General features: G+C 31.2%; 18 protein-coding genes. 3 read left to right on the top strand and 15 right to left on the bottom strand.

The features are described from left to right. Positions 1-39 precede the first annotated feature (39 nt). The gene (locus tag CCE28_RS04860) at positions 40-1,350 is read left to right on the top strand and encodes an urease accessory protein UreH domain-containing protein (protein ID WP_095131551.1); all 1,311 of its coding nucleotides are present in this window, start codon (positions 40-42) and stop codon (positions 1,348-1,350) included. 66 nt (positions 1,351-1,416) lie between these two features. Next, a complete protein-coding gene (locus CCE28_RS04855; RefSeq protein WP_095131549.1) occupies positions 1,417-2,004 on the top strand; it encodes a class I SAM-dependent methyltransferase in 588 nt (195 codons plus the stop codon). 263 nt (positions 2,005-2,267) lie between these two features. On the opposite strand, the gene CCE28_RS04850 is transcribed toward CCE28_RS04855, so the two are convergent. Then, complete coding sequence (locus CCE28_RS04850; protein WP_095131547.1) at positions 2,268-2,462, bottom strand: hypothetical protein; 195 nt, start codon at positions 2,460-2,462, stop codon at positions 2,268-2,270. Between the two features lie 144 nt (positions 2,463-2,606). Between CCE28_RS04850 and CCE28_RS04845 the strand changes: the two genes are divergently transcribed. Beyond that, positions 2,607-3,677 carry an FIST signal transduction protein gene (locus tag CCE28_RS04845; protein ID WP_095131545.1) on the top strand — a complete coding sequence of 357 codons (1,071 nt, stop codon included), beginning with the start codon at positions 2,607-2,609 and terminating at the stop codon, positions 3,675-3,677. A 76-nt stretch (positions 3,678-3,753) separates the two neighbouring features. On the opposite strand, the gene CCE28_RS04840 is transcribed toward CCE28_RS04845, so the two are convergent. The 14 genes from CCE28_RS04840 to CCE28_RS04780 all read right to left on the bottom strand — a co-directional run bounded on the left by CCE28_RS04840 (position 3,754) and on the right by CCE28_RS04780 (position 13,143). Then, a complete protein-coding gene (locus CCE28_RS04840) occupies positions 3,754-5,076 on the bottom strand; it encodes a YjiH family protein (RefSeq protein ID WP_095131543.1) in 1,323 nt (440 codons plus the stop codon). Between the two features lie 428 nt (positions 5,077-5,504). After that, a complete protein-coding gene (locus CCE28_RS04835) occupies positions 5,505-6,359 on the bottom strand; it encodes a YitT family protein (RefSeq protein ID WP_095131541.1) in 855 nt (284 codons plus the stop codon). A 312-nt stretch (positions 6,360-6,671) separates the two neighbouring features. Further along, entirely contained in the window at positions 6,672-7,151 is a 480-nt protein-coding gene (locus tag CCE28_RS04830) for a desulfoferrodoxin (protein WP_330396819.1), read from the bottom strand. A gap of 167 nt (positions 7,152-7,318) precedes the next feature. Beyond that, the gene (locus CCE28_RS04825) at positions 7,319-7,816 is read right to left on the bottom strand and encodes an AbrB family transcriptional regulator (RefSeq protein ID WP_095131539.1); all 498 of its coding nucleotides are present in this window, start codon (positions 7,814-7,816) and stop codon (positions 7,319-7,321) included. Positions 7,817-8,018: 202 nt separating this feature from the next. Further along, positions 8,019-8,246, bottom strand: a complete 228-nt coding sequence (locus CCE28_RS04820; RefSeq protein WP_095131536.1) for a carboxymuconolactone decarboxylase family protein — start codon at positions 8,244-8,246, stop codon at positions 8,019-8,021. 60 nt (positions 8,247-8,306) lie between these two features. Then, complete coding sequence (locus CCE28_RS04815; protein WP_095131534.1) at positions 8,307-8,549, bottom strand: carboxymuconolactone decarboxylase family protein; 243 nt, start codon at positions 8,547-8,549, stop codon at positions 8,307-8,309. 167 nt (positions 8,550-8,716) lie between these two features. Further along, positions 8,717-8,977 (bottom strand): HPr family phosphocarrier protein, encoded by a 261-nt coding sequence (locus tag CCE28_RS04810; RefSeq protein WP_095131532.1) that lies wholly within the window; start codon positions 8,975-8,977, stop codon positions 8,717-8,719. 16 nt (positions 8,978-8,993) lie between these two features. Continuing rightward, positions 8,994-9,671, bottom strand: a complete 678-nt coding sequence (locus CCE28_RS04805) for a fructose-6-phosphate aldolase (RefSeq protein ID WP_095131530.1) — start codon at positions 9,669-9,671, stop codon at positions 8,994-8,996. Between the two features lie 127 nt (positions 9,672-9,798). Further along, complete coding sequence (gene srlD / locus CCE28_RS04800) at positions 9,799-10,566, bottom strand: sorbitol-6-phosphate dehydrogenase (protein ID WP_095131528.1); 768 nt, start codon at positions 10,564-10,566, stop codon at positions 9,799-9,801. A 120-nt stretch (positions 10,567-10,686) separates the two neighbouring features. Next, complete coding sequence (locus CCE28_RS04795) at positions 10,687-11,046, bottom strand: PTS glucitol/sorbitol transporter subunit IIA (protein ID WP_095131526.1); 360 nt, start codon at positions 11,044-11,046, stop codon at positions 10,687-10,689. 34 nt (positions 11,047-11,080) lie between these two features. Then, positions 11,081-11,650: a PTS glucitol/sorbitol transporter subunit IIB gene (locus tag CCE28_RS22705; RefSeq protein WP_176461662.1), complete on the bottom strand. Its 570-nt coding sequence runs from the start codon at positions 11,648-11,650 to the stop codon at positions 11,081-11,083. Between the two features lie 16 nt (positions 11,651-11,666). Beyond that, positions 11,667-12,035, bottom strand: a complete 369-nt coding sequence (locus CCE28_RS22700) for a PTS sorbose transporter subunit IIB (RefSeq protein WP_176461661.1) — start codon at positions 12,033-12,035, stop codon at positions 11,667-11,669. Between the two features lie 39 nt (positions 12,036-12,074). Beyond that, positions 12,075-12,635, bottom strand: coding sequence for a PTS glucitol/sorbitol transporter subunit IIC (gene srlA / locus CCE28_RS04785; protein ID WP_095131524.1), 561 nt, complete (start codon positions 12,633-12,635; stop codon positions 12,075-12,077). Positions 12,636-12,723: 88 nt separating this feature from the next. Further along, on the bottom strand, positions 12,724-13,143 hold the full coding sequence (locus tag CCE28_RS04780; protein ID WP_095131522.1) for a transcriptional regulator GutM: 420 nt from the start codon (positions 13,141-13,143) through the stop codon (positions 12,724-12,726). Positions 13,144-13,158: the final 15 nt, after the last annotated feature.

The raw sequence follows: 13,158 nt of genomic DNA, 5'->3' as shown, positions 1-13,158 counted from the left end.
TGATAGAATAAAATTACTATAGGTATAGGGGGTAGGGGTATGTCGAGAAAGATAACTTTATTTGTGGATGGCATGGTATGTAACAATTGTGAAAAACGCATTAAGTCCACATTGATGAAACTTAAGGGGATAGAGAAAGTAAAAGCAAGTTTTAGGAAATCAACAGTAGAAATTACATATAATGAAAACAAAATAAATTCACAAACAGTTATACGTGCCATTGAAAAGTTAGGATATGGCATATTAGAAAGGACTAAAAATCCTTTTACAACTGTACTTCCTTTCCTTGTTTTATTATTTGCTGGATTTTATATGATAAAAAACACCATTGGTTTTAATTTCATTCCTGACATTTCACAAGAAATGGGATATGGGTTAATCTTTTTAGTAGGATTATTAACATCCATCCATTGTATAGCCATGTGTGGTGGCATCGCTTTATCTCAAAGTGTAAGTCATCAATCACAAAACAGAAATATTTTACCATCACTCTTATATAATACGGGGAGGATTATTTCTTATACAATTATTGGTGGGATTGTAGGTGGTTTAGGATCAATTATTTCTCCTACTGGACAATTTAAGGGAGCAGTTGCTATTGGTGCTGGAATCTTCATGTTTTTATTAGGATTTAAAATGTTAAATATCCTTACTTTTCCAAATTGGATGAAATTAAAAATCCCTAAGTTGTCCTTAGGGAAAAGGAGTATGTCAAAGCCATTAAGTCCTCTATTTATTGGTCTTTTAAATGGTTTCATGCCTTGTGGACCACTTCAAACTATGCAATTATATGCTTTAGGTACAGGTAGTGTTGTAAAGGGAGCTTTATCCATGTTTTATTTTAGTATTGGAACAGTTCCACTCATGCTTGGTTTTGGATTCATTACATCTTTAATTAGCAACAGATCAGGCAGAAGAATGATAAAAACAAGTGCAGTACTTGTAATGGTATTAGGTCTTATTATGGTGAATAGGGGATTAGCCTTATCAGGTGTTGCCTTTGATTTAGGAGTACCAAAGGATGCAATAACTCAAACCTCTGATTTAAGAGTGGAAGATGGAAAGCAAGTTATTAATATGGTTGTAAATGGCAGGTCTTATACACCTGAGATTGAAACAGTACAGGTTGGAGTACCTGTAAAAATAAATCTAGATGTATTAGGAATTAACAGGTGTAATAATCCATTAGTAATTCCTGAATATGGTATTGAAATGGATCTTATGTCTGAAGATACTGTAATAGAATTTATACCTACTAAGGAAGGTCCTATTAGGATCAGTTGCTGGATGGGAATGATTACAACAAAGTTAGTAGCAGTTGAGGATTCCTCCAAGGTTCATGCACAATAATAAAATAGGATATATTGTTTGATTGAGAAAAATATTTTAGTTTAAAATATAGGGGAGGTAAAGGAAATGATCGATTTTTCTTCCATGATTTTTGACACCCTTATGAATCCTTTAGAAAAAAAAGGGTTATCTCAAAGGAGAAGGCATTTAATTTCTAAAGCCTCTGGAAAGGTTCTTGAGATAGGCCCAGGAACAGGAGCAAACTGTGCTTTTTATAACTTTCACAATATTACTGATTTAACCCTATTGGATTTATCCTTCAGTAAGAAATTGGTTCACTATCCATTCCCTAAAAATGCTTCTGTGAATTTTTTTGAGGGTAGTGCGGAATCTTTGCCATTTCCATCTAATTCTTTTGATTCTGTAATCTTTACCTTAGTTTTTTGTTCAGTCCCTGATCCATTAAAAGGTTTTGAGGAAGTTTACAGAGTTTTAAAACCTGGAGGGAAAATTTATTTTATGGAACATGTATTGTCTGATCAAAGTTTTTATAGTGATATCATGGATAAATCAAATAAGTTTTGGAGAAAAATAGCCAGTGGTTGTAATTTGAATCGTAATACACTCTATTTTATAGAACAGGCTAACTTCAAAATAATAGAATACGAACGTTTTTGGAAAGGTGCTTTTATTAAAGGAATTGGTATAAAATAAAATTAGATTCAGTATGGGCTTTCTATCTTCCCTACTGAATCTATTAATATTAAACAAATTATTATATTTTTTATACTTCCATATTCATCCCTCCATTATTTAAATATTAGAAGTACATTATCACAATATATAAATTGATAAAAGAATAACTTAATTACGATTAACTTAATCGTAATTAAGTTATTCTTGATTAAGTTATTTATAAAGAAGTTTTTGTCCTAAATAAAAAACATACTAAGATTTTCTTCCTAGTATGTTTACCCTTATTGGAATAAATTAATTATTCCTGCTCCCGTTAGAAAAGTTCCTATTATTAAGTAGAAAATAGTTGTTCCAGTATCTCCTATAAATCCTCTCATTCTTCTAGCCTTACGACTTTCCCAATAGAATGCAGGCTTTTTTAAAGTACAAATTATTGCAAATAACCCTGCTATTAAAAATAATATAGACCTTTCCATTAATAACCCCCCTCTCAATTTATGAATACCATAAAAAACATTAACACAAAATTACATAAACTACAATATTTCTCCATTATATGGTAAAATATTACTATGTGCTTAATTGGTCCTCGGACCACATAAATACAAGGGGGATATATTATGTATTTAGAAACACTACATAAGCTAAAAGAGAAAATAGATAAGATGGCTCTTACTGAAAAGGATGAACTTCTTATTCTTGTAGGTGACAAGTCTTGTGATGAAGTGAATGAGATAATTGAATTTTGTAATGAAAAAAATGTGAAGATCTTTGGCGGTATATATTCAGGATTGTTAGTAGGAGATAAATGCCATAGTGAAGGTTTCATAATGCAAAAGTATACACCTGTTTATACTTCTGTTATTCTACCTTACATGATGAGATGTAATTTAGATTTTACAAAGCTAAAAAATGCTACTGCTTTAGTATTAGTAGATGGACTTTCAAGTCAGATGAAAGCCCTTGCAGATACTATCTATAAAAAATTAGATAAGAATGTTAAATATATAGGTGGCGGAGCTGGTTTTTATAGTTTAGAGCATAAACCTTGTTTATTTAATAATAAGGGTGTCTTTAAGGATGCCATGATTGTATCTATTATTGAAGCTAATTCTGTAATAGAAGTGGAACATGGTTGGCATAAATTAGCGGGACCATTTAGAGTTACAGATTCTTTAGACAATATATTAAGAACATTAGATTATGATCATGCCTTTGAAGTATATAAACATGTAATTGAAGATGAAGCTAATTTAACTTTATTTAAATCTGACTTCTTTGAATTTGCTAAGGATTATCCCTTCGGTATAATAAGGGATGATAAAAGCCATATAGTTAGAGATCCTATTGCCCTTAATGAGAACAGTGAAATAATCAATGTGGCAAATATACCTATGGATTGTGAAGTAGATATTTTAAAAGGAGATATTGATTCTTTAATGGCAGCATCTATTAAAATATCTAGAAGATGCGCCAGACAAAAGTTTGAAAATTATCGCCCCCTACTATTTGATTGTATATCTAGAGCCATGTTCATGAATGATAGGTTTGAAGATGAACTGGAAAATATTCAACAATATATGGACGTAGAAGTAGAAGGAGCTCTATCTATTGGAGAAGTATCTTCTATAAAAGATGGAACTCTTCAAATTCATAATAAATCAACAGTTCTAGGTCTTTTACAACTATAGAAAGATTTACAATTAAATGTATATAGCTAAAAATTCTTAGGTCATGACCTAAGAATTTTTTATTTACCAATTAAATCTATAGAATTAAATGGGCAATTGGAGCAGTAATTAGAATCGTAAATATGGTTCTCTCTATCCAAATAATTATCATATCCGTAATAGTTATTGGAATATCCGTTGCCATAATCACTGGTATAATTGCAGAGAAAAATAGTATTTCAGATATGGAAACTACAGCGATTACAAAACGAGTTACTAATGGTGCACTTTGTGCAATTAGACAAGGTAAGAACATATCTGCAATTCCTGAACTACTAGCTTTAGCAGCTAACATAGGTTCAGGGAGTCTTGCTAATAGGGTAAATGGATAAAAAATATATCCAAAGTAATCAAATACAGGTGTAAATTCAGCTAATAGGAGTCCAAGAAGACCAATAGACATTACTATGGGTAGAAAACCCATAACAATTCTAACTCCATCCTTTAGATTATTGTATACTGAAATATGAAGTGGAGCAGGATTTTGTGCTGCCTTTAATCCTTCTTCAAGAGCATTTCTAAACAAATTACCCTCACCATATTCTTCAGGTACTCCTTTACCACCATTATAATAAGTATCAGGCTTATTTTTTAAAGGCCACATACGTACTGTTAATGCAGTAACAGCAAATGTTACAATCAACGTAGTCCAGAAAAAAATGTTCCACATATCCATAATCCCCATAGTATTTGCAACGACTATCATAAAGGTTGCGGATACGGTAGAAAAACCAGTAGCAATAATACAAGCTTCTTTTATAGTATATTTGTTCTTCTTAAATACTTGATTAGTAATAAGAAGGCCAATTGAATAACTTCCCACAAAGGATGCAACTGCATCTATAGCTGATCTTCCTGGAGTTTTCCATATACGTGTCATAACTGGCCTTAAAAAAACTCCAATAAACTCTATTAATCCGTAACCCACTATAAAAGATAAGAAAACTGCTCCAATAGGAACAATAAGTCCTACTTTTATACCAACAACTTCATATAAATATGGCCCAAAGTTTTTAGCTAAAACCCAATCTGGTCCCATATTCAAAAATACCATAGCCCCAAATACGGCTCCTAAAATCTTAAATCCTGAAAAAATAATATTAGTTGTATTCTTATTCCATGATTTGTCAATAAATGGTATAATGCTTCCTGATATCATTATAATTACAGCATATATAGAAGATGGTCCATGTAAATCCTTTGCAAAAAAGTTAACTATATGACCTAATGGTATGGATGATTTTCCCGCCACCTCAATAGGAATGAAAAACATAAAGATACCTAATCCACTAAATACTAAAAATCTAAAAAGATTTGTTCCATTCATATAATTTGTTGCTCCAGTATATTCTTTAGCCATTTCTACCCTTCCCCCTTTAATAATTAATTATTATATTTATGCCATATTCATATATATCTTCTTAGCAAGGGTGATGCCAACGTTACTCTTTAATCTCTATATTCTCTTAAGATGTGTTAACGTCTTAGTTTTGCTATTTCTGTGTTTAATTACGTATTCCATATTCCATTCACAAATTGTATGATTTTTATACATACACCTACCTTCTTCTTCTTGTTTTCATGGAAATCAAAATTTGTACATATGTATATTTTTTATACAATATATTCTTTCCTTAATTTATCTCTAGTTTTTCATATCTAATGTTCCAATTTTATTAAAAATAAATAGATAAGCAGAATCTACTTATCTATTTCCTATAATTTTATATAATTTTTATTTTTCTGTGATGAGATTAATCCGTTAACATTCTAATCCATGAATTATTTCTACAAAGCAGGTTTTTTAAATCCTCTACCATGTACTTCTGAAATATCTAATATGGAAATAAATGCTTGAGGATCCATATCTTCAATTAATTTCTTAATTTTAGGTAATTGTCTTAAAGTAACAATGCAATAAATCACATTTCTTTCATTTCCCGTATAGGCCCCTTGACCATTAAGGAATGTTACTCCTCTACCAACTTCCTTTATAATAGCATCTGCAATTTCTCTTTCTTCTTGAGTAACTACAAATAATAGTTTCTTTCTTTCGATTCCGTTTAGTACCCTATTCATTACTTCAGTTGAAATATAGATGGACATCAAAGTGTAAAGAGCTATATCCATGCCATTAATAAATGCACCTATCATTATTATCACAATATTCATACCAAATAGATAGCTACCTATATTTCCACCAGTTTTCCGTCTTAATATTACAGCAATAATATCTGCGCCTCCCATGGATGCTCTATTTTGAAATACAAGGGCGCCACCCAGTCCCGCAAGTATACCTCCATATATACTTGATATTATTTTATCGTCCACATAATAATATTGAGCAAAATTATCTGTTAAAACCATACATATGGATAATGATAGCATTCCAATTAAACTAAATATGCAAAACTCTTTATCAATTTGTTTCATTCCCATTAAAAATATAGGTATATTTAAAAGAAATACATAATAACCTGATGAAATTCCTGTTACATACTTAAGAATTAAAGCCATTCCTCCAACTCCACCACTTAAAAACTTATGTGGCATTAAAAAAATGTTAATACCTATAGATACTATTAAACTGCCTAATATAATAAACAATACTCTTTTTAATATTTCTTTTTTATTGTAGTTCATAAAATTTTCACTCCTTCCTACTTGTTATCTCTTATTTAAATTTTATACGCTACTCTAAAACACGATTTTTTTTGTTTTTTTGAAATACAGCCTATTATACTATAAATTCGTTATGGTCACTAGTGTTTTTTTGACAAAATATTCTAAAAAAACACAATAGATTTTTATCCTAAAGATGAGTACGTTTTCCCTAAAAATTTATAATATGTAAAAAATAAAAAAGTGTAAATTTAAAGCGAGAGTTTATCTCACCTATTGGTACGGCAGATAAATTCTCGCCTTAAAGACTTTCATTTAATTCCTACTATAATATTATAAATTTCCTTTCCAAAGTCCATGTAAATTGCAATATTCTCTTGCAGTAACATTTTCTGATTTTTCTACTTTGAATACAGCTTCGGGTTTATCTGTATGAGTTAATTCTTGTCTATAAACCTTGTTTCCTACAGTCAATTCAATCCACTGAATATAATGTTTTTCTACCATAGGATGATTTTGACTTTCTCCTACTCTAACCCTATATCCATCTTCTAATTCTTCTATAAATGGCACATGCTTTTCCGTTGAACTATCAGCTGTCTGCTCTTCTAGTAAAGTCATTTTCTGACCACAACATACAAGTGGTGCTCCTTCTCCTTTAAGTACCTCTACCATATTTCCACAAACTTCACATTTATAAATTTCAAGCTTTTTAGTCATTTTTACCACTCCATTTTCTTTAAATTTTTCATGTAATACATATTCCTTATAGATTATTCTATTTTTCACCATATGTGACTTTAATCTTTTCATCCACTTGGTATTTCACTATTTTTTTATGTTAACTTATAAATATTAATACCCATATGATTACTTTTAAAACTCATAGTACATATATTTTCATATTTTTTTCCATAGATAAATAAAAAAACTATAGGACATTTATAATAATCCCATAGCTAAAAATAATCTTCTATTTTCTATACTCTTATATATGATGATAGTAATTTTATAACAGATGGTAATATGGCTATTACTGTAATTAATCTCATTAAGTGTAATGAAACTACTGTGGGAACTTCTGCTCCATAAGGCTCACATATTAGTGCCATATCTGTCAATCCTCCTGGTGCACAACTGAACATTGCGGTTACTAAGTCTATCCCTGCAATTTTAGATATTATGATTCCTAGACATATGCAAAATATTGTTAACGCCGCTACTAGGATTAGTGCAGGTATGGCTAATTTCTTAAGTTCACTTACTGCCTCCATTGTAAAATTCAATCCTATCATGGCTCCAACTACAATTTGTGTTCCTATCTTAAAGCTTTTAGGCATATGACCTTGCCCAGTATAAATATTATAAATTGCCACAGCAAACATAGCTCCTATTAATGCTCCTGCTGGTATCTTTAATTTTAGTCCCACAAAGCCACCTATAGATGCTATAAATAAAGTGTATATAATTTTGTCCATATAAAACAACTCCTATTATTTTATTGGAATTCATTTTTTTACTAAAGTATATACTTAGACCTATATGAAAAGTAAATTGCGCCATGAATTCTATGTATAATTGTAACTTATATTTATAATTTTTTCCAATTTCATTATGTATTTACATAAAAAAAGCCATGTATATTTAGGCTTTATTCCTAAGTTTACATGGCTTTTTTTATTACTTTGTAATTTCTGTTTTAAGTGCATTATTAAATTTATTAAAATAGTTAAAAGCACCTATAACACTTGCGATCTCAATTATTTCTCCCTCGTCAAAATGTGCTTCCATGTCACTATATAATTCTTCTGGTATATTATTGGAATTCATAGTCATTTCCTCAGCAAATTCTAATGCTATTAATTCCCTTTCTGTAAATAAGTCTGGATTCTTTAGTTTATTTTCCATATCTTTTATAGTATCATCCGATACTCCTACCCTTTTTGCAATGGCAGTATGGGAAGAAAGTCAGTAAGCACATTCATTTAATTGTGATACCCTAACTCCTAACATTTCTTTTAATTTTAAATCAACAGTTCCAGTTTTCAATACAGCAGTAAAATGCTCAAAAGCTGTTTTAAGTAAGGCTGGTCTATGAGCCAAAGTTCTAAACATATTTGGAATATTTCCTCTTTCTCTCATGAAATCATTAAATATTTCTTTAGCCTCATCATTAGCCTCTTCAACTTCTAATGGTTTAATCCATGCCATTATTCATCCCTCCTAAGTAACTTCTTTCTCTTATTAAATTGTATAGTATTTACATTTCGTTTGCTAGGGTCTATATTTTTAATACTATCTTTAAGATGAATTTATTTATGCCATGTCTTACCAAACACTTTAATATATACTTATGTTCTTACCCTAAAAACTTTCCCTTATTCACCAAACTTTGAATCAACTAAGTGGACTAAAGCTTCAATTGCTTCTTTTTCATCTGACCCCTTTGCAGTAATCATTATTTCATCATTTTTCTTAAGTCCAAGACTCAGTAGATTCATAATAGACTTTCCATTTACATTTTTATTATTTACTTTAATAGCTATATCTGATGAGAATTGACATGCTGTCTTTACAAAAACTGATGCCGGCCTTGCATGTACCCCTGATTCATTCAAAATTTTTACTAAACATTCCATATTTTCTCCTCCTTAATTAAATCATATCTCTAATATTTTTATCTCCATATACTTTTTTCCAGTCCTTTATGAATTGCTCTACACTAGCATCTGTAAAAAGATGCATATGAAGTTTCTCAAATATTTCTGGACTTACTGTTACAGCATGCACTCCCATGTTAGCCACATTATCTACCTGCTGAACATTTTTAAAGGATGCGGCTATCACTTTGGTTTTTAAATCATACGCTTTCAATTGCCTTATAATATTACCTACTACATTGCATCCATTAGAAGATAAATTGTCTATTCTATTTACATAAGGTGCAACATAGTCTGCACCAGCTTTTGCTGCAATAAGTGCCTGTTGTGACGTATATATAGCGGTTGCTGTTACTTTTATATTCTCAGACTTTAAAATTTTTATTGCCTTAATCCCTTCTCTTGTCACAGGAATTTTCACATATATATTTTTACCAAATTTTTTTACAATTGCGTTTCCTTCTTCAGCTATTTCCTGGGCATTATTTGAAACTACTTGAATATGAATAGGTATATCTTCTCCTATTACTGCTCTTATTTCTCCCATAAGATCAAGAAAATTTCTATTTTCCCTTGAAATTATTGTAGGATTTGTAGTTATTCCTTCAATTGGAAAATACTCCTTAGCATATTTTATAATTTCTACATTTGCAGTATCTAAAATATATTTCACCTAAATGCCTCCCTTCAATACCTAACTCCTTTTAAAAAGCCCTGCTGAAATCAACAGCAGGGCTTTTTATTTTAAATTTATTTCCTAGATAAATATAATCTTTAAACTAATCCTTTACTTGAAAAACTTAATGCATTACCTGTCCCCCAGTTATATTTACCGATTGTCCTGTTATATAAGCTGCTTTATCTGATGCATAAAATGTTATTGTATTAGCCACATCCTCAAAAGAGCATCCTCTCTTTAATGGCACCTTATCGATATATACTTGTTTTACTTCTGACTCTTTTATGCTGAGTTTTTTTGCATATTGAGGTATAAGACTCTCAAACATGTCTGAATCCAGGAGATTTCCAAGCATCATTGAATTTACTGTTATTTTGTGTTCTGCAAGATCTAGAGCAAGACTTTGAGTAAGACCAACCCCTGCAAATTTTGCTGCAGAATATCCAGAGTTATGTTTACTTCCAACTTTCCCAGATTTTGAATTGATTTGGATTATGGAACCTTGGATATTCTTTTCTATCATCACCTTTGATACTTCCCTTGCACAAAGAAAATATCCTACAAGGTTCACATCAACTGACCATTTAAAATCATCGAGTTTAAAATCTGTTATCTTGCTTGACTTTGCAACTCCTGCATTATATATCAATAAATCTATTCTTCCAAATCTATCTGCTACTTTCTTTACCATTTCCTTTACTTCCATTTCATTGGTTGCATCTACACCTACTCCCATTGCTTCATCTTCACCAATTTCTGCTGCAACTTTCAATGCATTATCAAGGTTTATATCTGCTACTGCTATTTGGTAGCCTTCTTTAGCCATATGCTTAGAAAGATATTCGCCAAGACTTCTGCCGCCACCAACTACTAGTGCAACTTTCTTCATATTAATTACCTCCTGTTGATTTCCTTCAAATATCAATCTATAATGGAGATAAGGATGGATATGCAAATTTCTATTTCACTTTTAGCCCTTTTGATCTTAGATATTTCATTTCCATTCTTTTTATCCCCAAATTTCTATTTGCATACCAATTTTAATTTCTGGTATATGTTTTTTTTCAAGATTTATACTCCCTGGAAGACACTCTTCCTCTTCGTCGAATCTAAAGGTTATATGACCTAGTTCCTTCATGTTTTTATTTACAGAAGATCCTACACATCTTATTTTAAATTCTTTATTTCCCATTTTTAATGTGTTATTTTTCTCTATTTCCCTTAAAAGATTATTTTCTTTATGTATTATGGCAAATTCTTTTAAGTCTTCAGGAGCATCATCCCTAAATATTATAAACATCCCCTGATCTAAAAACTCCATAGCTTTTTCTCCAACTCCTGTTACAGTAGTTTCGTAAATAAGCTCCATTTAATCACCCCTCTATTTTCACAAATTCAATCAGTTAGTTAGAATACAGCCCAAAGCTTGCAAGCCATGCAATTATAACTGTTGGGGCACCTGTAAGAAACCTAGAGTAGAGGACTGAAGGTACACCAACTTGAACAGTTTCAGGTTCTGCTTCAGCAAGACCAAGGCCTACTGGTATAAAATCTGCTGCAGCCTGAGCATTAATAGCAAATAATGCTGGCAATGCAAGTTGAGGTGGAATATTTCCTTTTCCTATTTCAACACCTATCAAAACCCCAATAATCTGAGCTATTACAGCACCAGGTCCAAGGAATGGCGAAAGTAATGGGAATGAGCATATTAAAGATAAAATAATTAACCCTCCCACACTGCCAGATAATGGTTTCATCATGGTTGCAAACCAATTACCTACTCCTGAAGCATTGATTATTCCTATAAGGGTAGCAACAAAAGCAATAAATGGAAGTATTGTATGAATTACGGTATCTATAGTATCTCTTCCTGCTTGAAAGAAAGTACTTGTTATATTACCTATTCCAATACCTATTTTTGCAACAAGACTCTGACTTTGTTCACTTATTTTCTTGTCAGTAGCATACTTCATAATAACTCTCCTTTCTTTATATAACTTCTATATTTTCAGGTTTTACACCAGATACATATATGTCTTCCTTTATATGGGCTGCAAGTGGTCCACTTTTTCCTGTCTTTAATATGTTTACAGTAGGAATCCTCTTTTTAGGATATATGCCACATCTTAAAGTCCCTCCGCAATTTATTACTACACAAGCTATCTCAGCATCCTTTACTCCTTGTGTAAATCCATCCACAAGTTCACATCCTGTAAGTTCTGCTATTTTTTCAGCAGTGTCAGGTCTAGTACCACCTGTTATATATACTATTTTATTTTTCTTTTCATCTGGTCTTACAATTATTGGTCCTCCCCAACCGCCTGAACCTTTCACTATTTTTACTGATCTATAAGTCATTTAAATTACTCCTTTCACTTTCATTAAATTTACTTTCAATTAGTGAAATTCAACTGTATCCTTAAGCTTTATATTTTGCTGCTTTTCAACAAGTGTTGTTGTAAAATCTGTTACCCATCCTCTAAAGAAGTTTGTTACCATACCCACAAGAAAATATCTTACTGCCAAATCTGCAGTAGAAAATCCAAGTTCAGTTATACCATTAGCTATACCAAGAAATACAAATAATTCTCCTGGATTTATATGTGGAAAAAGACCATTCATACTGTGACAGGAATAACTTGCCGCAGCATAGTAACTTGGTTTATACTTCTCTGGAAGAAATTTTCCCAATGATAGGGTCATAGGGTTTGCAAATACAAAAGTACCTATTACAGGAAGTACTAAATATCTCGTTATTGGATTTCCAGAACTCTTCTTAGCAAGCCTTTCAATCTTATCTTCTCCTATAAACTTTATTATAGCGTTCATGATAACCATCAAAGCTATCAATAATGGAATAATGCCTGTGACAAATGCAACAAATACATCTGCACCTGCTCTAAAAAGATTCATAAACCATTCTGCACCTTTGGCAAGAATTTCAAAAAACTGAGCCATAAACAATTCTCCTTTCTTTTTTTGTTTTTCTAATTTTTTGTGAACAACTATTTTCAATAAAATATGAACATATTTACGATTTTTCTTATTAAGTCAGTTGCTCACATTCTAAATTTTCTATCTTTTTTTCACCACCTCCCACATGTTTTTCATAATTTTCAACTGCTTTACCTATAGCTTTCACTATTAGTTTATTGTAATCTTTTAAATCTTCATCTTTAAGACTTAAGAGATTCTTTCCTTCAAGACCTTCTAGTTTTTTACACTTCGCTAAAACAGTAACGCCCTGCATGTATCTTACTTCTTCAATATGTGCCCTATCATCTATCCCTATCAAAACTACTATTCCTGAAAAGAAAAATCCTTTGTTAAATCCTATGGCCACTCTCCCTTTTTTTCTCATTTCTACAAAATTATTTTTGAAATTTCTCATTTGAAAAAAACTAAATAATGCCTGAAGTATCCACATTATAGTTCCTACCATAATAAGAAAGGTTATCCTATTCATTATTAAAAAACCTCC

The organism is Anaeromicrobium sediminis (assembly GCF_002270055.1).
Classification (GTDB): Bacteria; Bacillota; Clostridia; order Peptostreptococcales; family Thermotaleaceae; genus Anaeromicrobium; species Anaeromicrobium sediminis.
Note: the sequence above shows the minus strand (reverse complement) of the source record. Positions and strands in the feature narration are given on the sequence as shown.